General features: G+C 45.1%; 26 protein-coding genes and 9 tRNA genes. 9 read left to right on the plus strand and 26 right to left on the minus strand.

The genetic code is table 11. The features are described from left to right. Positions 1-199: 199 nt before the first annotated feature. Positions 200-1,171, minus strand: a complete 972-nt coding sequence (gene ispB / locus EXZ60_RS12720) for an octaprenyl diphosphate synthase (protein ID WP_094128145.1) — start codon at positions 1,169-1,171, stop codon at positions 200-202. A 272-nt stretch (positions 1,172-1,443) separates the two neighbouring features. Between ispB and rplU the strand changes: the two genes are divergently transcribed. The 6 genes from rplU (at position 1,444) to folA (ending at position 5,385) form a co-directional block, all read left to right on the plus strand. Continuing rightward, positions 1,444-1,755, plus strand: coding sequence for a 50S ribosomal protein L21 (rplU, locus tag EXZ60_RS12725; RefSeq protein ID WP_010320620.1), 312 nt, complete (start codon positions 1,444-1,446; stop codon positions 1,753-1,755). Positions 1,756-1,776: 21 nt separating this feature from the next. Continuing rightward, on the plus strand, positions 1,777-2,034 hold the full coding sequence (rpmA, locus tag EXZ60_RS12730; protein WP_010320621.1) for a 50S ribosomal protein L27: 258 nt from the start codon (positions 1,777-1,779) through the stop codon (positions 2,032-2,034). Positions 2,035-2,255: 221 nt separating this feature from the next. Then, complete coding sequence (cgtA, locus tag EXZ60_RS12735) at positions 2,256-3,428, plus strand: Obg family GTPase CgtA (protein ID WP_010320622.1); 1,173 nt, start codon at positions 2,256-2,258, stop codon at positions 3,426-3,428. A 116-nt stretch (positions 3,429-3,544) separates the two neighbouring features. Beyond that, positions 3,545-4,306: a threonine/serine exporter ThrE family protein gene (locus EXZ60_RS12740; RefSeq protein WP_277435798.1), complete on the plus strand. Its 762-nt coding sequence runs from the start codon at positions 3,545-3,547 to the stop codon at positions 4,304-4,306. A 2-nt stretch (positions 4,307-4,308) separates the two neighbouring features. Next, the gene (locus tag EXZ60_RS12745) at positions 4,309-4,782 is read left to right on the plus strand and encodes a threonine/serine exporter family protein (RefSeq protein ID WP_228209182.1); all 474 of its coding nucleotides are present in this window, start codon (positions 4,309-4,311) and stop codon (positions 4,780-4,782) included. Positions 4,783-4,914: 132 nt separating this feature from the next. Beyond that, positions 4,915-5,385, plus strand: a complete 471-nt coding sequence (gene folA / locus EXZ60_RS12750; protein ID WP_170889095.1) for a type 3 dihydrofolate reductase — start codon at positions 4,915-4,917, stop codon at positions 5,383-5,385. A gap of 64 nt (positions 5,386-5,449) precedes the next feature. Here folA and apaH read toward each other — a convergent pair whose 3' ends face one another. Genes apaH through lptD form a run of 6 tightly spaced genes read right to left on the minus strand, consistent with a single transcriptional unit; the run spans position 5,450 to position 12,229 of the window. Beyond that, complete coding sequence (gene apaH, locus EXZ60_RS12755) at positions 5,450-6,253, minus strand: bis(5'-nucleosyl)-tetraphosphatase (symmetrical) ApaH (RefSeq protein ID WP_170899352.1); 804 nt, start codon at positions 6,251-6,253, stop codon at positions 5,450-5,452. 11 nt (positions 6,254-6,264) lie between these two features. Then, positions 6,265-6,645: a Co2+/Mg2+ efflux protein ApaG gene (apaG, locus tag EXZ60_RS12760; RefSeq protein ID WP_013857836.1), complete on the minus strand. Its 381-nt coding sequence runs from the start codon at positions 6,643-6,645 to the stop codon at positions 6,265-6,267. A 60-nt stretch (positions 6,646-6,705) separates the two neighbouring features. Continuing rightward, the gene (gene rsmA, locus EXZ60_RS12765; RefSeq protein ID WP_013857835.1) at positions 6,706-7,512 is read right to left on the minus strand and encodes a 16S rRNA (adenine(1518)-N(6)/adenine(1519)-N(6))-dimethyltransferase RsmA; all 807 of its coding nucleotides are present in this window, start codon (positions 7,510-7,512) and stop codon (positions 6,706-6,708) included. A gap of 13 nt (positions 7,513-7,525) precedes the next feature. After that, positions 7,526-8,518 carry a 4-hydroxythreonine-4-phosphate dehydrogenase PdxA gene (pdxA, locus tag EXZ60_RS12770; protein WP_017043800.1) on the minus strand — a complete coding sequence of 331 codons (993 nt, stop codon included), beginning with the start codon at positions 8,516-8,518 and terminating at the stop codon, positions 7,526-7,528. After that, positions 8,508-9,803: a peptidylprolyl isomerase SurA gene (gene surA / locus EXZ60_RS12775; RefSeq protein ID WP_017043799.1), complete on the minus strand. Its 1,296-nt coding sequence runs from the start codon at positions 9,801-9,803 to the stop codon at positions 8,508-8,510. Before surA ends, pdxA begins: the two co-directional genes overlap by 11 nt. A 56-nt stretch (positions 9,804-9,859) precedes the next feature. Continuing rightward, complete coding sequence (gene lptD / locus EXZ60_RS12780; protein WP_026028946.1) at positions 9,860-12,229, minus strand: LPS assembly protein LptD; 2,370 nt, start codon at positions 12,227-12,229, stop codon at positions 9,860-9,862. A gap of 149 nt (positions 12,230-12,378) precedes the next feature. Between lptD and djlA the strand changes: the two genes are divergently transcribed. Next, entirely contained in the window at positions 12,379-13,233 is an 855-nt protein-coding gene (gene djlA / locus EXZ60_RS12785) for a co-chaperone DjlA (protein ID WP_170889057.1), read from the plus strand. 121 nt (positions 13,234-13,354) lie between these two features. Here the strand turns inward: djlA and EXZ60_RS12790 are convergent. The 12 genes from EXZ60_RS12790 to mutY all read right to left on the minus strand — a co-directional run bounded on the left by EXZ60_RS12790 (position 13,355) and on the right by mutY (position 17,321). Next, positions 13,355-13,430: transfer RNA gene (locus EXZ60_RS12790), tRNA-Asn, on the minus strand. A 31-nt stretch (positions 13,431-13,461) separates the two neighbouring features. Then, a tRNA-Thr gene (locus tag EXZ60_RS12795) sits at positions 13,462-13,537 on the minus strand. A gap of 34 nt (positions 13,538-13,571) precedes the next feature. Beyond that, positions 13,572-13,647 (minus strand) — tRNA-Asn (locus EXZ60_RS12800). Positions 13,648-13,662: 15 nt separating this feature from the next. Next, positions 13,663-13,738 (minus strand) — tRNA-Thr (locus tag EXZ60_RS12805). Positions 13,739-13,793: 55 nt separating this feature from the next. Next, positions 13,794-13,869: transfer RNA gene (locus EXZ60_RS12810), tRNA-Phe, on the minus strand. A 386-nt stretch (positions 13,870-14,255) separates the two neighbouring features. Continuing rightward, positions 14,256-14,331, minus strand: a tRNA-Asn gene (locus EXZ60_RS12815). A gap of 36 nt (positions 14,332-14,367) precedes the next feature. Then, a tRNA-Phe gene (locus EXZ60_RS12820) sits at positions 14,368-14,443 on the minus strand. 6 nt (positions 14,444-14,449) lie between these two features. Continuing rightward, positions 14,450-14,525: transfer RNA gene (locus EXZ60_RS12825), tRNA-Thr, on the minus strand. 55 nt (positions 14,526-14,580) lie between these two features. Then, a tRNA-Phe gene (locus EXZ60_RS12830) sits at positions 14,581-14,656 on the minus strand. Between the two features lie 106 nt (positions 14,657-14,762). After that, positions 14,763-15,893, minus strand: a complete 1,131-nt coding sequence (gene mltC / locus EXZ60_RS12835) for a membrane-bound lytic murein transglycosylase MltC (protein WP_277435799.1) — start codon at positions 15,891-15,893, stop codon at positions 14,763-14,765. 78 nt (positions 15,894-15,971) lie between these two features. After that, on the minus strand, positions 15,972-16,244 hold the full coding sequence (locus EXZ60_RS12840; protein ID WP_010320634.1) for an oxidative damage protection protein: 273 nt from the start codon (positions 16,242-16,244) through the stop codon (positions 15,972-15,974). A gap of 21 nt (positions 16,245-16,265) precedes the next feature. Beyond that, the gene (mutY, locus tag EXZ60_RS12845) at positions 16,266-17,321 is read right to left on the minus strand and encodes an A/G-specific adenine glycosylase (protein ID WP_013857828.1); all 1,056 of its coding nucleotides are present in this window, start codon (positions 17,319-17,321) and stop codon (positions 16,266-16,268) included. A 175-nt stretch (positions 17,322-17,496) separates the two neighbouring features. Between mutY and trmB the strand changes: the two genes are divergently transcribed. Next, positions 17,497-18,216 carry a tRNA (guanosine(46)-N7)-methyltransferase TrmB gene (gene trmB / locus EXZ60_RS12850; RefSeq protein ID WP_026027213.1) on the plus strand — a complete coding sequence of 240 codons (720 nt, stop codon included), beginning with the start codon at positions 17,497-17,499 and terminating at the stop codon, positions 18,214-18,216. A gap of 143 nt (positions 18,217-18,359) precedes the next feature. Continuing rightward, the gene (gene glsB, locus EXZ60_RS12855; protein ID WP_026028230.1) at positions 18,360-19,280 is read left to right on the plus strand and encodes a glutaminase B; all 921 of its coding nucleotides are present in this window, start codon (positions 18,360-18,362) and stop codon (positions 19,278-19,280) included. Between the two features lie 83 nt (positions 19,281-19,363). Here glsB and hemW read toward each other — a convergent pair whose 3' ends face one another. The 7 genes from hemW to EXZ60_RS12890 all read right to left on the minus strand — a co-directional run bounded on the left by hemW (position 19,364) and on the right by EXZ60_RS12890 (position 24,106). Then, positions 19,364-20,521, minus strand: coding sequence for a radical SAM family heme chaperone HemW (gene hemW / locus EXZ60_RS12860; RefSeq protein ID WP_277435800.1), 1,158 nt, complete (start codon positions 20,519-20,521; stop codon positions 19,364-19,366). Continuing rightward, positions 20,521-21,120 (minus strand): XTP/dITP diphosphatase, encoded by a 600-nt coding sequence (locus tag EXZ60_RS12865; RefSeq protein ID WP_017042394.1) that lies wholly within the window; start codon positions 21,118-21,120, stop codon positions 20,521-20,523. Before EXZ60_RS12865 ends, hemW begins: the two co-directional genes overlap by 1 nt. 12 nt (positions 21,121-21,132) lie before the next feature. Then, positions 21,133-21,564, minus strand: coding sequence for a DUF4426 domain-containing protein (locus EXZ60_RS12870; RefSeq protein WP_013857823.1), 432 nt, complete (start codon positions 21,562-21,564; stop codon positions 21,133-21,135). A 42-nt stretch (positions 21,565-21,606) separates the two neighbouring features. Then, the gene (yggU, locus tag EXZ60_RS12875) at positions 21,607-21,897 is read right to left on the minus strand and encodes a DUF167 family protein YggU (RefSeq protein ID WP_026028959.1); all 291 of its coding nucleotides are present in this window, start codon (positions 21,895-21,897) and stop codon (positions 21,607-21,609) included. Further along, complete coding sequence (locus tag EXZ60_RS12880) at positions 21,897-22,454, minus strand: YggT family protein (RefSeq protein WP_277435801.1); 558 nt, start codon at positions 22,452-22,454, stop codon at positions 21,897-21,899. Before EXZ60_RS12880 ends, yggU begins: the two co-directional genes overlap by 1 nt. Positions 22,455-22,524: 70 nt before the next feature. After that, positions 22,525-23,343, minus strand: coding sequence for a pyrroline-5-carboxylate reductase (proC, locus tag EXZ60_RS12885; RefSeq protein WP_277435802.1), 819 nt, complete (start codon positions 23,341-23,343; stop codon positions 22,525-22,527). 61 nt (positions 23,344-23,404) lie between these two features. Next, entirely contained in the window at positions 23,405-24,106 is a 702-nt protein-coding gene (locus tag EXZ60_RS12890; protein WP_277435803.1) for a YggS family pyridoxal phosphate-dependent enzyme, read from the minus strand. Between the last annotated feature and the right edge of the window lie 18 nt (positions 24,107-24,124).

Below are 24,124 nucleotides of genomic sequence, written 5' to 3' on the forward strand. Positions count from 1 at the left end.
ACAACATGGCTGAAAGCTTAATACTTGAAGGGCGAAGGGAAAGAACATTCCCTAGAACAGTTAAGCCTAGACCACAACGGTATGCTAAGAACAAAAATGCCGTTCACTCTTAAGTGAACGGCATTACTCAATTGAGGCTCTTTTTGTAGCGGTGCATTTCTAGGCAAAGATCGATTCTTCGTCCAAGCTAGCTGCTGTTCTACTTTGTCCTATTCACAGCCATATGAGCTAGAGCTATCAGTGCTTGTTTATATTCACTTTCTGGCAGGATAGACAGCTCATTGATCGCTTTATCGGCTTCTTTTAGCGCTTTGTTGGTTGTGTATTCAAGCGAGCCTGTCTGTTTCATTGCCGCTAGAATCTCATCAAGCTGTTCCATGCCATTGGCTTTTTCGATGGCCTCACGGATCATCTCTTTTTGTTCGGGTGTACCATGCTGCATTGCGTACAATAGAGGAAGTGTTGGTTTGCCTTCCGCTAAATCATCGCCCACATTTTTGCCCATTTCACTGCCATCAGAGGTGTAATCCATCACGTCATCAATGAGCTGGAAAGCTGTGCCAAGGTACTTACCATAGTTCTGTAGTGCCGTTTCAATTTCAGGAGAAGCGTTACTTAATATCGCACCAATCTGGGTCGCTGCTTCAAACAAACGCGCCGTTTTCGAGTAGATCACCTGTAGGTAATTTTCCTCGGTAGTGTTTGGATCATTACAGTTCATCAATTGTTGCACTTCGCCTTCAGCGATAACGTTCACCGCATCGCTCATCAGCTCAAGGATCCTTAACGATCCTAGTGTAGTCATCATTTGGAAGGAACGCGTGTAGATGAAATCCCCCACTAACACGCTCGCTGCATTGCCAAATGCCGCGTTCGCTGTTGCTTTGCCACGGCGCATATCCGATTCATCGACAACGTCGTCATGCAACAAGGTTGCCGTGTGGAGGAATTCAATAAATGCAGCGGCAGTCGTGTGCGCTTCACCTTGATAACCAAGGGCTCGAGCCGACAAAATAGCCAGCAAAGGACGCAGGCGTTTCCCACCTCCGCTGACGATGTAGAATCCTAATTGATTGATTAAAGATACATCAGAGTTGAGCTGAGCTTGAATCGTTTCATTCACTTTTGCCATGTCATCGGCAGTAAGCGTTTGGATAGCTTTAAAATCCATGGTTAATCCGGCTGAAGTTAGAACCTATAAGGTGTTGTGTTCTTCTATAATTCTCGAATAATACACTAAAAAACGTTGATTAATACAAGGCTTAAAGGCATGATTGCGCCACTTTTCATTGGCGATTAGCTTTTCGCCAATTTTTTCAAAATATGGCTTGTCTTGGGGTACTCATTCGCGTAGAATCTGCGCCCTATTGATGATTAGTTTAGCGCACACCCAAATTGCTCAAATAAAAAGCATACGGCTGTGCGGAAAGAGCGGAGTAAAATATGTACGCTGTTTTCCAATCTGGTGGTAAACAACACCGTGTAAGCGAAGGTCAAACTCTTCGTTTAGAGAAATTAGACGTTGAAACTGGTGCAACTGTTGAATTTGATAAAGTTCTACTAGTTGCTAACGGTGAGCAAATCACTGTTGGGGCACCTCTTGTTGAAGGCGGTAAAATTACTGCTGAAGTAGTACAACACGGTCGTGGCGATAAAGTTAAAATCGTTAAGTTCCGTCGTCGTAAACACTCTCGTAAACAACAAGGCCACCGTCAGTGGTTCACTGAAGTGAAAATCACTGGCATCAACGCTTAAGTAATTTAGGAGAGTTTAGCAATGGCACACAAAAAAGCTGGCGGTTCTACTCGTAACGGCCGCGATTCAGAAAGCAAACGTCTTGGTGTTAAGCGTTTCGGTGGTGAATCTGTTCTTGCAGGTAACATCATCGTTCGTCAACGTGGTACTAAGTTCCACGCAGGCACTAACGTTGGTATCGGTAAAGACCATACTCTTTTCGCTCTTACTGAAGGTAAAGTGAAATTTGAAGTTAAAGGTCCTAAAAACCGTAAATTTGTTAGCATCGACGCTGAATAAATTTATACCTAACTGAACTCAAAAGCCCTGCCGTTACGGTGGGGTTTTTTATTTATCAGCCGAACAGAAAAGAAGACACTCTAATCACTAGAGTTTCTCCTTATGTGTTCCAATTGTGGATAAAACGAAGGATGATCACGGTCGATCCTGAATGTGTATCTGCTAGAATTTATATCATTGTGTGACAATGATATCGCAACGCAAAGAGCGTGGAGTAACAAATGAAATTCGTTGATGAAGCGATAATTAAAGTCGAAGCGGGTGATGGCGGTAACGGTGTCGTGAGCTTTTGGCGTGAAAAATTCGTGACGAAAGGCGGCCCTGATGGCGGCGATGGCGGCGATGGCGGCGACGTTTATATCCAAGCCGATGAAAACTTAAATACCTTGGTTGATTACCGATTCCAACGCTTTTACGCTGCTGAGCGCGGCCAAAATGGTGGCGGTGCTAACTGTACAGGTAAGCGCGGTAAAGACATTACTTTGAAGGTGCCTGTTGGGACTCGAGCGGTTGACATTCACACCAATGAAGTGGTGGGTGAAGTTGCAGAGCATGGCAAAAAAGTGATGGTCGCTAAAGGTGGCTGGCATGGTTTAGGTAATGCTCGCTTTAAGTCATCAGTTAACCGTGCACCACGCCAAAAAACCATGGGTAAAAAAGGTGAGGTGCGCGAATTGCGCCTTGAGCTTTTACTGTTAGCTGACGTGGGTATGCTTGGCTTGCCGAATGCGGGTAAATCAACCTTTATTCGTTCTGTTTCAGCAGCGAAGCCAAAAGTCGCTGATTACCCCTTCACTACGCTGATCCCAAGTTTGGGTGTCGTGAGTGTGGTTCCTGAGAAAAGTTTCGTGATCGCTGATATTCCGGGCTTGATTGAAGGCGCGGCCGATGGTGCTGGTTTAGGTATTCGCTTCTTAAAGCACTTAGAACGTTGCCGAGTGTTGCTGCATATGATCGACATTCTTCCTATTGATCAAAGTGATCCTGCGCAAAATGCGCTGACCATCTTTGATGAGCTAGAGCAATACAGTGAAAAAGTGTCACAAAAACCTTGTTGGTTGGTGTTCAACAAAGTTGATCTGATGCTTGAAGAAGAAGCCGATGAAAAGATCCAAGAGATCTTAGATGCGCTGGCTTGGGAAGGTCGATACTTCAAAATTTCGGCCGTAAACCAACAAGGTACGGCGGATTTGTGCCGTGAGTTGGCTGACTATATGGAAACGCTACCTCGTGAGCAGGAAGAGCTCAGTGAAGCTCAGAAAGTCGATTTCATGTGGGATGATTACCATAAAGATGAGATGAACAGCCAAAATGTGATCACTGAAGATGGTGATGACTGGGATGATTGGGACGACGAAGAAGATGACGGTCACGTTATCTATGTTCGTGATTAATTTTCCAGAATTGATTGAGCCGCAATGATTATTGCGGCTTTTTTATAGCTAAATCATATTTAAAGCACCCAATTTCGGGCACACTATTGGGCTTTTAGGACGTTCGGAAAGGAATCATGACATCCAAACAGAGACCAGTTTCTCGATTGATCGCTCAAGCAGGGCAAATGTTGTTGGCTCATGGTGCGGAAAGTACACTGGTGGGCGATATTATGCGTCGCATGGGAGCGGCGTGTGGCATGATTGAAGTGGAAGTATCGCTCTCGGCGAGTTCACTTGTGCTAACCACGGTTTACGATGGCCATTGCATTACGACTGCGCGCCGTTGTCCTGATCGTGGGATCAATATGCGGGTAGTGACGCAAGTCCAGCGCATCTGCATCATGATGGAAAAAGGGATTTTAGATTATTCCCTTGCGCAGAAAAAACTCAATCAGATCAGCCCTGAACGCTACAACCGTTGGTTGGTTGTGGTGATGATTGGTCTTTCTTGTGCTGCATTTGCTCGTTTAGCTGGCGGAGATTGGACTGTGTTTACGATGACGTTCATTGCTTCTGCGGCGGGTATGATTGTGCGCCAAGAGATTGGGCATCGCCAATTTAATCCGCTCGTCAACTTTACGGTGACCTCATTTGTTACTTCGATCATTTCAGCGCAAGCTATCATCTACCAACTAGGCAATAAACCAACCATTGTGATGGCTTCTTCTGTACTGATGTTAGTCCCCGGTTTTCCTTTAATTAATGCGGTCGCGGATATGCTTAAAGGTTATATCAATATGGGTATTGCCCGTTTTGTGATGGCAAGTTTGCTTACGTTGGCAACGAGTTTAGGCATCGTTGCGGCGATGAGCGTGACGGGTGTATGGGGGTGGTAGCGATGGATTGGATGAATTTATTACTCGGTTTAGCCAATGATATGTTTTTTGCTGCAATCCCAGCCGTTGGTTTTGCTTTGGTGTTTAATGTTCCTGTACCAGCCCTAAAATATTGTGCGTTAGGTGGTGCGATTGGTCATGGCTCACGTTACTTAATGATGCAATTTGGAATTCCCATTGAGTGGGCGACTTTTTTTGCTGCAACTATCGTTGGAATGATTGGCGTGCGTTGGTCGCGTAAATTTTTAGCTCACCCTAAAGTGTTTACGGTAGCGGCTTTGATCCCAATGGTTCCCGGGGTTTTTGCCTTTAAAGCGATGATTGCAATGGTTGAAATTAACCATCTTGGTTTTACGCCAGAGCTGCTGGCGATACTGATGGATAATTTTTTAAAAGCGATGTTTATTATCGCGGGCTTAGCGGTTGGCCTTGCGGTGCCGGGTTTGTTATTCTATCGGCGCAAACCCATAGTGTAAGGGCAATGGTTTGTACTAATAAGGGAATTAGGTATAATCCGTTTTCTCCAAGAATTCTAAGGTATATTTGACGTGTTAATTAGCATGATCGCGGCTATGGCCCATGGCGGTAAGATAGATAAATCTCAAGATATGTATCTTTCTAATGCTAGTTCTCGGGTTATCGGTAACGAGAATTCGATGCCTTGGCATTTGCCAGCTGACTTTGCTTGGTTTCGAGAACATACGTTAGGTAAACCCGTTGTAATGGGGCGTAAGACGTATGAGTCTATAGGTCGTCCGTTACCTGAACGCCATAATATTGTAATCAGCCGTGATTTATCACTAGAAATTGAAGGCGTTACAGTTGTCTCGTCTGTTGAAGAAGCAATCAGTTCCGCTGGCAATGTGGATGAAATAATGATCATCGGTGGTGGGTCCATCTATAAAGCTTTTCTCCCCTTAGCTGGAAAATTGTATTTGACATTTATTGAAGCTGATATAAATGGTGACACTAGATTCCCTGAATGGGGAGCCGATTGGAAAGTAGCTGAACAACGAAAATACAAGAAAGATAGCGGAAACCAGTTTGACATGCATTTTGTAGTGCTTGAGAAAAAATAGTTAGAAGTGCTTTTACTTTCAAATATTGCTGGCGATAGTTGCCAGCTTTTTGGGAGTAGTTATTTTAAAGCGCTTTTTGAACAAAATACTGTTTATCTTCCCAGCGTAGCATGGTCAAACATCCTCCCCACACACAGCCAGTATCAAGCCCTATCACTTCGTCGCTGCGGTAACCTTCTAATGCAGCCCAGTGGCCAAATAGGACTGTTTTATCGAGTTTAAGGCGTTTGGGTAGGGCAAACCACGGTAACAATTCTTCATCTTTTATTTCTTGAGGGGGAAGTTTGCACGCCATATCAAGACGCCCATCAGCAAAGCAAAAACGCATCCGAGTATAGGCATTGATGGTATAGCGATAGCGATCAATCCCTTCTAGCTTCGAGCTCCACATATCAGGTGTGTTGCTGTACATCTGCTCGATAAGCCAACGCCAACGATCACTTTGCAAAATACTTTCGACTTCTTTTGCTGCTTGACGTGCAGTTTCAAGATCCCATAGAGGAGAAATCCCCGCATGGCACATGACAAAGTCAGCATGTTCAGCGAGGAGCGGTTGATGGCGCAACCAAGTGAGTAGCTCTGTTGCATCGTTCGCTTGTAATATGGGTAAGGTTTTATCACGAGGTTTACATGGGTGGATGCCCAGCGAGACGGCCAGTAAGTGAAGATCGTGATTGCCTAGAACGATACGCGCCGAACAACCCAATTGTTTGATAAAACGTAGCGTTTCTAGAGATTTAGGGCCTCTTGCAACTAAGTCGCCAGCTACCCACAGTGTGTCTTGTTGTGGTTGGAATTGCACTTGAGCCAATAAACACTGTAGTTCGTCAAAACAGCCTTGAATGTCGCCGACAATATAGTTCGCCACGGCTACCTCTTTTAATTTAAAACATTAGGAATAGCGAGACGAAACGGCTCAATTTCAACAATAAATTCAGCGTCTGCTTCATCTAACATAATGTAATGACCTTGCATCACACCGACTGGCGTTTCCAACGCCGTACCACTGTTATAGCGGTACTCATCATTGGGCAAGATAATCGGTTGTTCCCCGACCACGCCATCACCTTCCACAGACATCTGTTTGCCATTCGCATCGGTAATTAACCAACGGCGGCTCATCAGCTGTACCTGCTGGTTGCTGAGATTACGGATGGTGATCACATAGGCAAAGATATAGCGGTGTAAATCGGGATTGGACTGCTCGGGGAGATACTGGGTATGGACTTGGATTTTGATACAAGGTTCAGAGATATCCATGTTAACTCCTTGTTTTTATAGATGAGCGATAGACATTGGCCGTTTATCGCTCAATCGTTATTAGGCGTGATGAGCGTCTAACCAGTTTGCCATAGCAACAAACTGTTCAAGTGTTAGGTTTTCCGGGCGCATGCCAGGGTTGACCCCAAGTTCTTCTAGCGTTTCCACCTCAATCAAACCTTTGTAGCAGTTGCGTACGGTTTTACGACGTTGGTTAAAACCATCTCGGCAGACACGCTCTAACCATTTCATGTTTGTCGTTGGATGCGGCAGTACTTCATAAGGCACCAAGCGCACAACAGCTGAATCAACTTTCGGTGGCGGTACAAAGGCCGTTGGCGGAACTTCCAACACAGGAACCACTTTGCAGAAATACTGCGTCATAACCGTTAAGCGCCCGTAAGCTTTACTGCCGGGACCGGCAGCTAAACGGTTGACCACTTCTTTTTGCAGCATGAAGTGCATATCTTGAATATCTTTATGAAATTCAAATAAGTGGAACATTAATGGCGTTGAAATGTTGTATGGCAAGTTGCCGAAAATGCGCAGTTTATTATTCGGTTTCACCAACTGCGTGAAGTCAAAACGCATCGCATCACCTTCATGAATCGTCAATTTACTCGATAATTCTGGGTGGTTGCGCAGGCGCTCAGCTAAGTCACGGTCTAGCTCAATAACAGTGAATTTATCCACTTCGCGGCCGACTGGCTCAGTTATCGCTCCAAGACCGGGGCCGATCTCAACCAAATTTTGTCCCGGACGAGGGTTAATCGCAGAGACGATGCCATCAATAATGTATGGATCGTTTAGGAAGTTTTGACCAAAACGTTTACGCGCTTTGTGCCCTAAGTGGACATCATTTCTCATAGTTTTCTCGAAATTAATTAGGTTTCTTTTCTACCAAGTCAATCGCGTAGGCGAGTGCTGTTCTAAAGCTCCCTGTATCCGCAAGCCCTTTCCCTGCCAATTCGAGTGCGGTGCCATGATCGACCGATGTTCTTATAAAGGGTAGACCAAGAGTAATATTTACTGAACGACCAAAGCCTTTGTACTTTAATACGGGTAGGACTTGGTCGTGATACATGCCTAAAACAGCATCGGCATCTTGCAAGTATTTGTCATTGAAGATGGTGTCGGCTGGTAGTGGGCCAATCAAATTAATGCCATCTTGCTGACGAATTTTTTCTAGTGTTGGAGTGATGGTTTCTATCTCTTCACGGCCCAGACAGCCATCTTCTCCCGCGTGTGGGTTTAAACCACACACATAAATTTTGGGTTGAGCAATGGCAAATTTTTCCACCAAATCTTTATGCAAAATAGTGATGATTTTTTCTAACCGCTCGACCGTTACTGCCTTTGATACATAAGCCAGTGGAATATGTGTTGTCACTAGCGCGACTCTCAACCCTTCTGTTGCGAGCATCATAACCACCAGTGGAGTATTAGATTTTTCAGCAAAGAATTCAGTGTGGCCGCTAAATGCAACGCCAGCTCGGTTGATCACCCCCTTGTGCACAGGGCCGGTGACAATAGCATCAAATTCATCATTCATACAGCCTAAAGCGGCTCTTTCTAATGTATTTAATACATAATGTCCATTGGCTTCATTCAGTTTCCCCGTTATCACCGGTGCGCCGAGGGGAATATGATCCACTACTAACCGTCCCGCTTGCTGTGGTTTTGGTGCGGAGGTGACTAAGTAGTCTTCCAATATAACGTCAATATTGAGCTCTTTAGCGCGCTCTGCAAGCAAGCTTTTGTCCGCGCATACCACCAGTTGATGTGCCCAATCTTCTTTTGATAAGGCCAGCACCAAATCTGGGCCAATACCCGCGGGCTCGCCAGCGGTAACCACGATGCGTTTAATTGTCATCTTGGTTGTCCTGTATAATTTCGACAAAGGCACTGGCACGCATTTCTTGTAGCCATGCGCTGGCTTCTTCATTGAATTTTCTATTAAAAAGAATGCGATAAGCTTTGTTTTTCAGTGCGGAGTCGGTGCGGTCGACTTCACGGCGATCAAGCACTTCGACAATATGCCAACCATGAACGGTTTTAAAGGGGTCGCTGATTTGCCCAACCGATAATGTTTCGATTTGATGTTGAAACTCCGGCACGTACAGATCCGGTGTTTGATAACCCAATTCGCCATTTTGCGCCGCAGAGCCGGGATCTTGGCTGTATTGCTGCGCCAATTCACCAAAGGTCGCTTCACCTGCCTTAATGCGACGAATGAAGTCATGTAGCTCTTTTTGTACGCCGTCATCGCTTAAAATAACCGTGGGTTTGATTAAAATATGGCGTGCATTAACTTCCGTGACCGCGACGGTTTCTAATCCTTTGACGTCATCAATTTTAAGAATGTGGAAACCGACGCCACTGCGAAATGGCCCAATAATAGAGCCTTTGTTTTGCATTTTGATTTGGTCGGCAAAAATTGTCGGCATTTCTTCTTTGCGCATCCAGCCCCAATCACCACCTTGCAGCGCTTTCGGACCTTTTGAATAGGTATAAGCCATGGTGCTGAAATCCGCTCCTTGGTTGAGTTTTTCGACTAAGGTTTTGGCTTGCTGTTCTACTGCGGCCTTATCTTGAGTGTCGTCAACACGCAGTTGGATGTGGCTGATTTTATATTGCACCGTTGCATTGGTTTCTTGCGCAAGAATATTAGCTAAGTTGTCCACCTCGTCCGGTAATATATTGATCCGGCGACGAACTAAAGCATTGCGCGCTTCACTTGCTGCAATTTCTTTACGTACTTGTTCGCGAAATTCGGCATAAGTCAGCCCTTCAGCAGTAACAGAAGCGTTAAGCTGTTCTAGGGTTTGATTATTGTTTTTCGCGATGTCGGCGATAGCGTCACTGAGTCGGTTATCGTCAATGCGCACGCCAATGCGTTGTGCTTCTTGTTGCTGAATGGTATCAATAATCAATTTTTCAACCACTTGCTCACGCAGCACTGTGTCTTCGGGTAGCGTTTGACCATTTTTCTTTGCATTAATGGTCAAGGTTTTTAATGCACCATCAATGTCACTCTGTAAAATAACGCCACTATTGACGATGACGGCGACGCGATCGAGCTCAACAGGAGCAGCGTATGCGGTGTTTAGGCTTAATGTTGCCATCAATCCAATCAGTGTGTGTTTCCACAATTTCATTTGTAGTCCTATCAAAATGAGCAAGGGCCTTTACGCTTAAGCAAAGGCCGAATAAATTAGTTGTTTAGGAAAAATGGACGACCATAACTTAATGAATTTCCAGCGCTGTCTACGCCCGTCATTCCGGAACCTGCACCAATCGTGGTGCCAAAACCGACAATACCAAAGTTCAAACTAAAGTTATTTTCGTAGAGTGGCGTAGCATTAGGGTCAGTAACAAAATCACCATCCCATTTCCGCAGTTGATTACTATAAGTAAAACCAATATACCAACAATCTGAGGTGTAGCTTAGGTTAGCCAGCCACTCCAGGCTCTTTTCCGTGGTTAAATCGTAGAAGTACTGTCCGCTAGCATTCCACTTTTTGGAGATCTGATACCCAGCCAGTAAACCGGCTTGTGAAATGCCATCTTTGGTAATGGCATTAATATTGGTAATTGTATCGCCAACGGTATTATCAATATACTCTTTGGTGACGTAACGATAGTTAGTTTGAATGTATCCAGAACCCACTCTGTACTCTAGGGTACTGTTGGCCAGTTGCATCTTACTGCTATCAATGTCGTACTGAACCCCGCCATGGTAGAAGAGTAAATCATCATAGTTGAAGTCCATTTCGACGGCCCAAGCCGAATAGTTGGAAGTGTTGGCTGAATTATCTCCCTCATTAGGGGAGGAATTCTTGAGATCTTTTTTGAGGTAAAAAATCTGGCCAAAAGAGATATTTAAACGTTCTTTATACTGATCGTCGAAAAACCGTGAAGAGGCACCGTAGCTGATCTGATTTGCCGGGGCAATATAATCGACACCACTATATTTACGGCTGCGGAATAAACCATAATAATCGGTTTGCAGTAGCGTTGTATCGTACAGCCCGATATTGCGCTGATCTTCTCTCGGTACGTACAGGTACTGAATCTGCGGCTCAAGTGTCTGCGTATAATCATCAAACAGAACCGTATCTCTTTCCAGTACTAATCCCGCATGAGTTCTAAATTCCGGAATGATGCGTGAAACGCTCTCTTTTAGGTCTTTATAATTATCCGAATTGAGGTCAACACCGCTGAGATCTTGTTGGTAATAAGTACCAAGCACTCGCGCTTCGGTTGTCCAAGTGCCCCAGGTGTTACTGAGAGGAATAGTAAAGCCCGGTTCAATGTGCGCTCGGGTGGCTGCAGGTTTTCCTCTTGCATCGGTTTCAAAACGCGATAGATGGCTCACCATATCAAAGTTCAAATACGGTAATAATTCGGGCGCATAGTAATTAAACGCAATCTGTGGCATCAAGCGATAGGGTTGGTTGGTGCTAGTTTTGTCTTCTGTAAGCAGCTGAAAGTCGCGAACCAGTATCGATGAATCCCAATTGTGGGTCCGGTAGGTGGCTTTACCTTCTTGGATAAGCTGACCATCTTCTCGGTTACCGATACCTGAGTCTAAGTCACTAAAGTAGCTAATGTCACTGACTTGAGAGTAGTCAATTTCAAACTTCCAAGCTTGGTTGAAAATACCACTGTGTTGGTATTGGAAGCCCCAGCGGCTGCCCTTTTCCGGATGTTTTTGATCATCAGGTAAATATTCAGATTTAATGTTACCTGTACCAAAATCATTCAGATAACGGAATTCACTGTTTAATTGCGTACCGCGTTCTTGCATATATTTAAAGGTCGTTTCTAGGTCATAGTTTGGCGCTAAGTTCCAATAAATAGGTACTTGGGCTTCAAAACCATCGCTAGAACCGTAAGAAACGGTAGGGTATAAAAATCCCGTTTTACGTGTGTCGCCAATCGGCACCGTAAGAAATGGCAGATAAAAAATCGGAATATTTTGAATCTCGAAGCGCGGATTATAAAAAGTGGCTTGCTCTTCATTTTGGTCAATATCAATGCTGGATGCTTTTAATCGCCATGCATTATTGCCTTCAGGGCAAGAGGTAATCGAACCATCTTCTATCTCATAAACGGCCTTACCTGTTTTGGAAATATACACAGCTTCACCACGGCCGGGTTCACACAAAAATTGATATTTTGTGTTCTCTAATGTCATTAAATCTGTATTAAGATTGTTGGTGGCTTTGTCAGAAATGGTCCTTACTTCACCGTCACTGAAGTTGACATTACCTTGCGCAACTACAATATTATCTTTCTGATGCAGGGTAACGGTATCCGCTAGAATGCGTTTTTTACCTTGAACAACGACCACATTGCCTGAGTAGTTTGCGCGTTCACCGTTCACGGCTTCTAGCGTATCAGCCTCGACATTAATCGGTTGCTGACTTGAGTTTTCTGCTTCAGGTTCGTTGATCAAACATTGATCTATAGCGGGCATTTCCTGCACACTATTGTCTAACATAGCTTCTGCTTGAGTCTGTGGCACAAAAAGAGCTGCGCTAATTGAAGCGGCTAACAAGGTGCGGGAAAAACATGACATCGAGTTGTACTATCCTGTTTGAACTTGATTGATTCGGAAGATGGATGGCCGAATGTAAAATAAAACGTTTCTTATCATAAAGGAAATTGAAGCTCCCGGCACTATCAGACCGCTTTACTCCTGAAAAATTCATAGATTGAGAGCACATAATGCATATTTTTGGCAAAATTCTTGGCGCTTTTTTTGGCTTCTTATTTGGAGGACCGTTTGGCGCATTTTTTGGTTTGTTTCTCGGGCATCAATTTGATAAAGCTCGTCGTTTGAATCAAGCGGGGTTTAAAACTGGCTCATTTGGTTCTGGGCCAAGCCAAACTGAGCGACAAGACGAATTTTTTAAAGCCGCTTTCGCGGTCATGGGCCATGTTGCTAAAGCGAAAGGGCAAGTTACCAAAGAAGAGATCCAGCTAGCTACCATCATGATGGAGCGTATGAACTTACATGGTGAGCAACGTAAAGCGGCTCAAGATGCGTTTCGTGAGGGTAAAGAGAGTGGCTTTCCTTTAGAGGAAGTGTTGGAGCGTGTGCGCCTTTCGACGGGTGGACGCTTTGACTTGTTGCAATTTTTCCTCGAATTGCAAATATCAGCCGCGTTTGCCGATGGGGATGTTCACCCTAGCGAGCGCAATGTACTGCACAAAATCGCTCGTAGTTTAGGTTTCTCATCCGATCAACTGGAAAGACGCTTGCGTATGCAAGAAGCGGCCTTTCGTTTTCAACAAGGCGGAAATTTTGGTGGCCAACAGCAAGGCTACCAGCAATCTGGGCAGTGGCAACAAGCCGCGCAAGCTGAACGCCTCACTGATGCTTACGATGTGTTAGGCGTGAGTGAAGATGCGGATGCTAAAGAAATTAAACGTGCCTATCGCAAATTGATGAATGAGCATCACCCAGATAAATTGATGGCCAAAGGCTTACCACCAGAGATGATGAACGTTGCGAAAGAAAAATCGCAAGAGATCCAAAATGCGTACGATTTGATTAAGAAAGAGAAGGGTTTTAAGTAACCGGCTATCGTGAATTACCGCGAACGTTCCAATCGATTGAGCTGGTGAAAACTGGCTCTTTTTATTATGAGCATACGCAAGACACAAAAAAAGCCAAGTTTGAAAACTTGGCTTTAGAAAGTGGCTCCCCCTGCAAGACTTGAACTTGCGACATACGGATTAACAGTCCGCCGTTCTACCGACTGAACTAAGGGGGAACAGAATGTTTGCTTATCTTATGCAGATAAATGGTGCCGACTACCGGAATCGAACTGGTGACCTACTGATTACAAGTCAGTTGCTCTACCTACTGAGCTAAGTCGGCGCCGAATCAATAAGCAGTGCTTATTGATGAAAAGTGGCTCCCCCTGCAAGACTTGAACTTGCGACATACGGATTAACAGTCCGCCGTTCTACCGACTGAACTAAGGGGGAACAGGTTTTAAAGAATGGTGCCGACTACCGGAGTCGAACTGGTGACCTACTGATTACAAGTCAGTTGCTCTACCTACTGAGCTAAGTCGGCACATTTTTATCTTTAAATTTATTGTCTGTGCTAGGCACCAACAATTTAGAAACTGTGGTGCCCGGAGGCGGAATCGAACCACCGACACGAGGATTTTCAATCCTCTGCTCTACCGACTGAGCTATCCGGGCGACGGGGTGTATTAAAAGGTTTTTCGCATTTAACGTCAACAGTAAAATGCAAAAAAAATGTCGTTTGTTGTTTTTCTATACTTAGTGACTCGTTTTTGCCCATTTTCGTTAAAAATTAGTGTCAGATTAGATAGGGAAAGAGGCGTTGAAAAGAAAATAGGAGCTTTGAATGGAGCAAATAGCGAATAAAAGCGCGTTGAAAAACACACGTTTATCCGCTTGGTTACACTAAAGGAGCAAACTCACCAGACTGGTTTTAGTTTTTGACGGAAAATGGACTGACCCATAATTTAATCGTTGTAGAGGTAATCGTTGTAGAGGTAGAGGGGATTGGATAAATATGACAGGTAATAAAAAAGCCAAGTCGTTAGACTTGGCTTTAAAAGTGGCTCCCCCTGCAAGACTTGAACTTGCGACATACGGATTAACAGTCCGCCGTTCTACCGACTGAACTAAGGGGGAATTATCTGTGTAAGTCTAAGACTTCGCACCAAATAATGGTGCCTCGAGGCGGAATCGAACCACCGACACGAGGATTTTCAATCCTCTGCTCTACCGACTGAGCTATCGAGGCAATAAATGGTGCCGACTACCGGAATCGAACTGGTGACCTACTGATTACAAGTCAGTTGCTCTACCTACTGAGCTAAGTCGGCGCACTTTATTTATTGCTTGCTGCTACTTTAACAAAAGCACCAACAATTTAATTTGTGGTGCCCGGAGGCGGAATCGAACCACCGACACGAGGATTTTCAATCCTCTGCTCTACCGACTGAGCTATCCGGGCAACGGAGCGCTATTAAACGGATTTTCCCTTCAATCGTCAACTGCTTTTTGGAAATATTTTGAAAAAACGGTTTGTTTGCTGCGAATTTAGACAAAGCTGCGCTTTTTTATCCACCTGCGTTAAATTCCTGTTTGAATTTTGTTACTTTTTCTAAGTACCTTCTCGATTCAGCATTAGGGTGTTTTTGGGTCAGCGCCCAATAGACTTGATTGGGTTGCAGTGAATTTAAGTCCCTCATCGCTCGTTTCCTATCTTTGCTAAAGGTATTGAGTACTCCTCCTGTACCGCCGTTGTAGGCCGAAATCATACTGTATTCGAGTGACGTTGGATGGCTGACCTCTTTGAGGTAGCGGTTTTTCAGAATATAAAAATAGGCCGTTCCCGTATCAATATTTTTTTCGGGATCAAACAGATATTCAGGGCTGGGCTCACCAGATTTATTTTTGACCAGTTTAAAGACATCTCGACCTGCGGTTTTAGGAACCACTTGCATCAGGCCATACGCATTGGCCCAACTGACGGCGTAGGGGTTAAAGCTACTTTCCGTTTTTATGATCGCGTAGATCAGATCTTCGGGAATGTTATATTTTTTCGAGGCTCGGTGCACGATGTCGGCGTATTTATAACCTCGTTTAGAGGCATGATCCGCTACCATAGGAATTTCCACATAGTAGGCTTTTTTGAAATCAACGTTCTTAATTTTTAATTTATTTTCAATAAGATAATCAGCAAATCGATTCGCGCGCCAACCCCACTGGATCGGTTGTTTATCTTGATCAAGCACTTGGTTGTACAAAAATGGCTGACCATTCAATTCGATATTTTGTGAAGAGAAAAGGTCAACGTGTGCGGGATCATCAGGCGTGAGCAAGGTGGTAATAATGGCATTGCGCAGATGTTTTTTGGGGTCAGTTGGGGAAACTGTTTCGATAATAATGGTTCCCGTGGAGAAATTGACTTCGGAACGACTCAGGTAATTATCGATGTATTTTACATAGTTGCTTTTACCGGCGACTTTGATCTCTTTACTGCCCCAGCGTTTCTCAATGTTGCCAGAAAAACTGCTGATCAGTGCATCTAAGGCGGCGGTATCTTTGACAAATTGCCCGGGTAATTGCGCTAAGTTTTTGGCAAAACGGTTGGTCGGCTCATAGTCGACGCTGTATATGCGTTCAACTAATTCTCGGCTACAACCGGCCAGTAGCATTGCAATAAAAAAGTAAGTCAGCTTTCTCATTATCTTCCCAATACAAAAATGACATCAGAGCGTTTACCATGATGTCATTGATTATCCTCGAAATAAATAAGGTATCTCTTATTTGCTTGGTGGCGTGTAGCCTTCGATATGGACCTCTTTTCCTTCAAATAGGAAGTTGGTCATTTCGGTTTCCAGCAATTTACGATGTTCAGGGTCCATCATATTGAGTTTTTTCTCGTTGATCAGCATGGTTTGCTTATGCTGCCATTGTGCCCAAGCCTCTTTTGAGATGTTGTCAAAAATACGTTTACCCAATTCACCTGGGTACAGTTGAAAATCCAAACCGTCGGCTTCTTTATTTAGTCGAGCACAAAATACAGTGCGGCTCATGGTCACTTCCTCTTCGGTGTTTTAAGGGTTAATTTCAAATGGAAGGCTTTCTAGCAACTGTTTTACAGGAGCGGCTAAGCCGATTTGTTCCGGTTGGGCTAAGTTATACCAAAGACCTTTGCTTGCTTCCATGATGATGTTCGGTTGTTGAGATAACTCCACCAAGATCGGTGTGATCTCTAAATGATAATGGCTAAACGTGTGGCGAAAAGCGATGAGTGGGCGAATAGAGCGGATAGCGCTCTCTTTGATGGCTCTGTGATCAAGTTGATCTTCGATGGCGCTATTGGGGTTTTCAGGGAAGCAAAATAATCCACCCCAAATTCCACTTTGAGGGCGCTGTTCTAACCATACTTGATGGTTATGGTGTAGCATCACAAACCAAGTTTGCTTGGTTGGTTTGTCTGTTTTTGGTTTTTTGCCCGGATAATCGAGTGGGTTATTTTGTTTATTGGCGATGCAAAAAGATTCAACTGGGCAGAGCGTGCATTTCGGTTTGCTGCGTGTGCAGACCATCGCCCCCATATCCATCATGGCTTGGTTATATTTATCAACATCTTGCGCTGGCGTATTTTGTTCGGCATGTTGCCACAACTGAGTTTCAACCTTTTTTTGCCCCGGCCAGCCTTCGACAGCAAAACAGCGGGCTAAAGTACGCTTTACGTTACCATCTAAAATGGCGTGCGGCTGCTTATAAACCGAAGAAAGCACCGCCGCAGCGGTTGAGCGGCCAATACCCGGTAGAGCATTCATCTGTTCGATATCAAGGGGAAACTCACCGCCATATTCGCTGGCCACTATTTTGGCTGCTTTGTGTAGATTGCGCGCACGTGCGTAATAACCAAGGCCGGTCCATAGGTGCAGTACCTCGTCTTGTTCTGCATTGGCTAAATCAATCACGGTTGGAAAACGTTGCATGAAGCGTTCGAAATAAGGGATTACCGTTGCGACTTGAGTTTGTTGGAGCATAATTTCCGACAGCCAAACGCTGTAGGCCGTTTTGTTTTGTTGCCACGGCAAATGTTTGCGCCCATAGGCGTCATACCATTTTAAAATGGCGTTAGCGAAAGGTGTCACGACAGGCTCTTTGGTTTATAGTTTTAGTGGAGCAAAATTGCACCACATAAATGTGACGTTGTAAAACGGACAAATTGTGTGGATTTATCCAACAAGTTTATTTCGATAACACTTGCACCGAGAATAATTCTTTGGATAATCCCCGCTTTGATTAATCAATGTGCAGGCAAGATCAATGAGTGAAGTAACCACCAACGAATATACCGAAGAAGGCAAAATACTGCGTCGAATCCGTAGTTTCGTTCGTCGTGAGGGTCGATTAACCAAAGGCCAAGAAGCGGCAATGAATGAATGTTGGCCAACAATGGGTATTGATTTCCAGCCACAATTGCTCGATTGGGCGGCGGTTTTTGGTAACGATAACCCGGTGGTTTTAGAAATCGGTTTTGGTATGGGCGCTTCATTAGTTGAAATGGCTAAAAATGCACCGCAAAAAAACTTCTTTGGTATTGAAGTGCATAGCCCAGGTGTTGGCGCCTGTTTGTCAGCCGCTCGTGATGCTGGCGTGACTAATTTACGCGTGATGTGCCATGATGCAGTGGAAGTGTTTGAACACATGATCCCTGATGGTAGCCTGCATACACTGCAACTGTTCTTCCCTGATCCTTGGCACAAAAAACGTCACCACAAGCGCCGTATTGTGCAGTTAGAATTTGCGGAAATGGTGCGTCAAAAACTAAAAATGGAAGAGGGTATCTTTCATATGGCGACGGACTGGGAAAACTACGCTGAGCATATGATTGAAGTGATGAATCAAGCGCCGGGCTTTGCCAATATTGCCGCAGAAGGTGACTATATTCCTCGTCCAGAAGAGCGTCCTTTGACTAAATTTGAAGCGCGTGGTCACCGTTTAGGTCATGGTGTGTGGGATATAAAATATAAACGCACCGCGTAACGACTCACTTTTGTTGCTGCAACAAAATTAGCGATTAAAGAAAAGCCAACATTGTTGTAATGTTGGCTTTTTCGGCCTTAGCGCCCTACGAAAATCATTATAAAAATAGAGAAAAACATTTCTCACCCGAGGTAAGGTCACCCATGAAGCTAACTCCCAATCTACTTGCTGATATTTTGTGTGAGGTTCGCCCACTGATCGGCAAAGGAAAAGTCGCCGATTACATTCCTGCTTTAGCTAAAGTACCGAATAACAAGCTGGCGATCGCGGTTTACACCAATCAAGGTGAAGTGATTTCGGCTGGAGATGCCACGGAAGGATTCTCAATTCAATCCATCTCTAAAGCTTTGAGCTTAACGCTTGCTATGATGCTTTATAAACCAGAAGAGCTATGGCTTCGTGTCGGAAAAGAACCTTCAGGCCAAGCGTTTAATTCGATGATCCAGCTTGAAATGGAGCAGGGCATTCCGCGTAACCCTTTTATCAATGCTGGAGCTATTGTGGTGGCGGATATGCTGCATAGCCGTTTATCAGCCCCTCGGCAGCGCTTACTGGAGTTTGTACGTCAGTTGTCCGGTGAAGAGGGCATCGTATACGACAAAGTGGTAGCGGCTTCAGAAATGATGCACAGCGATCGCAATGCCGCCATCGCCTATTTGATGCGATCGTTTGGTAATTTCGATAATGACGTTATCCCGGTGCTGCACAACTATTTTCACGCTTGTTCACTTAAAATGAGCTGTGTTCAATTAGCGAAAACCTTCAGTTATCTGGCGAATAAAGGGGTGTCCGTGCATACCAAGGAAGCGATAGTAACGCCGACACAAAGTAAGCAGATCAATGCCTTATTGGCGACTTGCGGTTTGTATGATGGCGCAGGAGAGTTCGCTTATCGTGTTGGCATGCCGGGTAAATCGGGCGTAGGTGGCGGTATTATTGCTGTTGTTCCTGGGGAGATGACGATTGCGGTTTGGTCGCCAGAGCTTGATGCGTCAGGTAATTCTTTAGCGGGCACTAAGATGTTAGAACTCTTGGCTGAGCGTATTGGTCGCTCTATCTTTTAAGTTCAATATTTTCTGACAGCCCGTGTTTTTGGCAAAAGATTGGCTACCGATTAGGTTAGCCAATCTCTGTTGGGGTTATCTTTTTAGTCGTCAGCCATAAAGGCTTCGAGCAAGTCATTAAGAAACAGTTTTCCTTTTTCTGTGATTTGCCAGTGACTTGCGGTTTGCGTTAAATAGTGTTCGGCTAGTGCCCAATCTATCGTTGACTGAATCACGCTTAAACTTAATCCAGTTGTTTCAACAAAGTCTTGTTTCGGACAAGGTTCCATCAAGCGAAAGCGGTTCATGAAGAATTCAAAAGGGCGATCCGCAGCGGCGACTTCAAATTCGTCATCCAAGTAAGGTTTGAGTAAATTGAGATAGCCACGCGGATGCTTCACCTTAGTGGTGCGTACAATACGCCCGTCGTTAAAGCTGAGCTTGCCATGCGCGCCACAACCAATCCCCAGATAATCACCAAAGCGCCAGTAATTTAAGTTGTGTTGGCATTGATAGCCGGGTTTGCTATAGCCAGAAATTTCATACTGCACGTACCCAGCGGCGGCCAATTTTTGGTGACCCAGCTCAAAAATATCCCACAGTGCGTCATCATCTGGCAAAATAGGCGGTTTAAAGTAGAAAACCGTATTAGGTTCAATGGTCAGTTGATACCAAGAAAGATGAGGTGGGTTTAGTGCAATCGCTTTGTCTAAATCGGCCAGCGCTTGTTCACAATTTTGATCGGGTAAGCCATGCATCAAATCTAAGTTGAAGCTGTTTAAGCCAATTTGATGAGCTAATTGAGCGGCATTAACCGCCTCTTGCTGACCATGAATTCGCCCTAAACGTGCCAGTTTTTGTGGCTCAAAACTTTGTACACCAATCGAGATGCGCGTCACCCCTGCTTGTCGATATCCAACAAAACGGTCAGCTTCTACCGTGCCCGGGTTGGCCTCCATGGTGATTTCAATCCCAGGCTTAAACGCAATACGCGCTTCAATGCCTTGCAGCAGGCGAGCAATACCTTCAGCAGAAAAAAGACTCGGTGTACCACCGCCAATAAAAATGGAATGCAATGGGCGAGGATGGTCTGCAAGGCGGTATTTGGCGATATCGGTATCGAGATCCTCCAATAGCGCATCAATGTATGCACGTTCAGGAATATCGTGCTTTAGCGCGTGAGAGTTAAAATCACAATAGGGGCATTTTTGTACACACCAGGGGATGTGCACGTACAAACTCAGCGCGGGTGGTTGCAACATTATGAATTTTGCTCGCTTAAGGTTTTAAATAGCATTTTTAGCGCTTTGCCACGATGTGAAAGCTGCTTTTTACGTGCAGGTAGCAGTTCTGCTGAAGCACAGTTATCTTCGGGGACAAAGAAGATCGGATCATAACCAAAACCGTTACTGCCGTGAGCTTGGTGCAAGATGCGACCTTGCCACGTACCATGGCAGACCAATGGTGTTGGGTCATTTTCGTGACGCATGAAAACCAGCACGCAATGAAAACGAGCGGTGCGTTGTTCGTCTGGTACACCTTCCATTGCCGCTAATAATTTTTCTAGGTTTTGTTGGTCACTGGCATTTTCACCGGCGTAGCGCGCCGAGTAAATCCCCGGAGCACCTTGCAGATAATCCACTTCTAAGCCGGAGTCATCGGCAATCGCAGGTAAGCCAGTGATTTTGGCAGCATGTCGTGCTTTGATGATCGCATTTTCAATAAAGGTGGTGCCAGTCTCTTCGGCTTCTGGGACGTTTAATTCTGTTTGCGCCACCACATCAAAACCGAAATCAACCAGCAGATCAGCCATTTCGCGCACTTTGCCTTGGTTTCCTGTGGCTAATACTATTTTTTTCATTGCACTATTTCTCTATTCTTCGACGTAGAATTTTTGGGTGAATTTAAGCTTACCGGTGCCTTTTAAGCCCGCATCAACCTCAATGTCAAAACTCAAATTCTCTTCATTGGTAATGGGGAATTCAGCGAGGTAATAAATCGCGTTGCCCTCTTTGAATTGTTTAAATTCAAGTTCACGTACCTGACCGATTAGGTTTTTCGCATTGCCTTTGAGTGTCGCTTCCATAGCTGGTTTACCTAAGGCCGAGTTATCTAATACGCTGATGTTTAAAATAGCCGAGTAACCATTACGTTTTAACTGATAACTGCGCGCCACTTGTGGCGTTAAAAATGTTGAGTTGAAAGCTGAGTAGTGAACTTCAACATTCTTGATGGTTTGAAACTGCTCGGCGAGTGTGGGTAGCGAAATAAAGGCTATAACAAACGCTATCATCCATTTACGCATATGGTGCTCCTTACAAAACAGAGTGGGCTAAATAAAAAGCCATCACAAGATGGCTTCAATCGGCTCTGGTATCACTTGAGGTGAATGAATTCGGACTTGTTTATGACGTCCCAATTCCCCTTTTTCTATCTCGATTAAACCTTTGGCGACTTTAAATTGTTTGGCCAAGAATTTGGTTAAATGCGCGTTGGCTTTGCCATCAACAGGCGGGGCTGTGATGGCAATTTTGAGCTCCTCACCATGCAAGCCGACGATACTATCGCGGCTTGCTTTGGGTTGGATGTAGAGCTTGAGGATTAGATCCTCTCCCTCTTGCCAAACAGCAGATGACATTACAACTGATACCATACTGGGCCAATAAAAACGCCCATTAGGAAGTTAGCAAACTGCAGCACAATAAACAGCACCAATACACTTAAATCAAAACCACCCATCGCTGGTAGGATACGGCGGATCGGCGCAAGCATCGGCTCGGTTAATTGATGAAATACGTATTCAATCGGGCTGCGGCCTTGGCTAACCCAACTGAGAATGGCGCGGATCAATAGTACCCAGAACAGTAAACCGCCAGCGGCTTTGACTAACGAGAGTAAGCCTAAGAATAAAAAGTAGACGCTAAAACTAACCGCACCACCTGATGCCACCAGCATTAAGGCAATAAATTTCAATACGCACAGCACGTACGCAAAGAGAACCGTAGCCAAATCTAGGCTACCAATGGATGGAATCGCGCGGCGCAGTGGGCCAACCACAGGTTGCGTTGCTTTGACGATAAACTGGGAGAATGGGTTATAGAAATCGGCACGCGCTGCTTGTAACCAGATACGTAAAATTACGACCATGATGTACAGATCAAACAGGGTGGAGATCAAAAAACTCATTGAATTCATAGCTAGCCCTTAATATGAGTAGAGTGTCGTTTGCGCTTTTGCGCTATAGCTTAGTGAAACGCCACTAGGATTAAAACAGTTTTTCCATTTCTTGTGCACGAGTTACGGCCGCTTGCATCGCTTGTGCAACGATATTGGCAAGCTGATGCTCGTTAAAGGTGCGAATCGCCTCGGCGGTGGTGCCGCCTTTGGAGGTCACTTGTTCACGCAATGTCGAGAGCTCAATCTCAGGGTTTGCCACCACCATTTCGGCTGCGCCTAACGCCGCTTGTTGTACTAACAAACGGGCCGTTTCTTTATCAAAGCCTTGAGCGATGGCTTCATTTTGCATCGCTTCCATAAACAAAAAGAAGTAGGCAGGTGCACTGCCTGCGGCGGCGATGACACCATTAATGGCGGGCTCGTTTTCAACCCAGCACACTTCACCAACGGCTTGTAGCAATTGTGCGGTAAAGCGTTTGTCTTGCTCTGATACGCTTGGAGCGGCAAATAGACCGCTCATGCCTCGATTGATCAGCGAAGGTGTATTGGGCATGGCGCGTACTAGTTGCAGTTCGGTCGCCAGCATCTCATTAAGGCGCGCCGCAGCAACACCGGCTGCAATGGAGATCACCAACTTATTTCTAAAATCAATGGCTTGCAAAGGTTGACAGACACTGGCCATCAACTGCGGTTTGACCGCCAGTACCACCACATCGGCTTGCTGCGCTGCGGCAAGATTATCGCTGGTGGTGTGAATGCCATACGCACTTTCCAGTGGTTTACGTCTTGTTTCAGACGGTGCGGTCGCGGTAATTCTATCAGTTGGATAACCGCTGGCGACTAAGCCTGCAATAATTGCTTTGGCCATATTGCCTGCACCGATAAAAGTGATGTTTCTCTGCTGCATCTGCTGACCTCTAATTGCTTGTCGCTGATTGATTACTGTGTGGTTAATAGTTAAGCCAGTGCTAAGCGTAATCACGCGCACCAAAAATAGCGGTGCCGATCCTCACCATAGTGCTACCCGCTTCAATCGCCGCTTGCATGTCGCCACTCATGCCCATTGAAAGCGTATCTAACCCTGAAAAACGTTCAGACAATTGCGCTTGTAAGCTCGCCAGTTTTTGAAATGCGGCAAGTTGCGCAGCGTAATTGGGCACATTCTCAGGAATAGACATCAATCCTCTTAACGTGAGGTTGGGTAGCGCGGATATCAACTCTGCCAACTCAACTATTTCGTGTTCACCAATGCCCGATTTCGAGCTTTCGCCGCTGGTGTTGACTTGAATCAAGACCTGTAGTGGTGGCATGCCTGCTGGGCGTTGATCATTTAAACGCTGGGCAATTTTACTTCGATCCACCGTATGCACCCAAGCAAAGTTCTCGGCCACAATGCGCGATTTATTGGACTGAATTGGGCCGATAAAGTGCCATTCTAAATCCAGTTCGGGGTGCAAGGTATTGAAGTATTGAACTTTATCCGCGCCCTCTTGCACATAATTTTCACCAAATAAACGTTGCCCAGCGCGCGCTGCTTCTAGAATCGCCTCGACAGGTTTGGTCTTACTGACCGCTAAAAGTTGCACTCTCTCTCGAGCGCGTCCACACTTTTGTTGTGCACTTTCAATTTGTGAAGTGATCTGTTCAATGTTTTGTTGAATACTACTCATAGCCTAACTTTACTAAGG

It is taken from the genome of Vibrio sp. 1151_11 (assembly GCF_029478525.1).
GTDB classification, from domain to species: Bacteria; Pseudomonadota; Gammaproteobacteria; order Enterobacterales; family Vibrionaceae; genus Vibrio; species Vibrio anguillarum.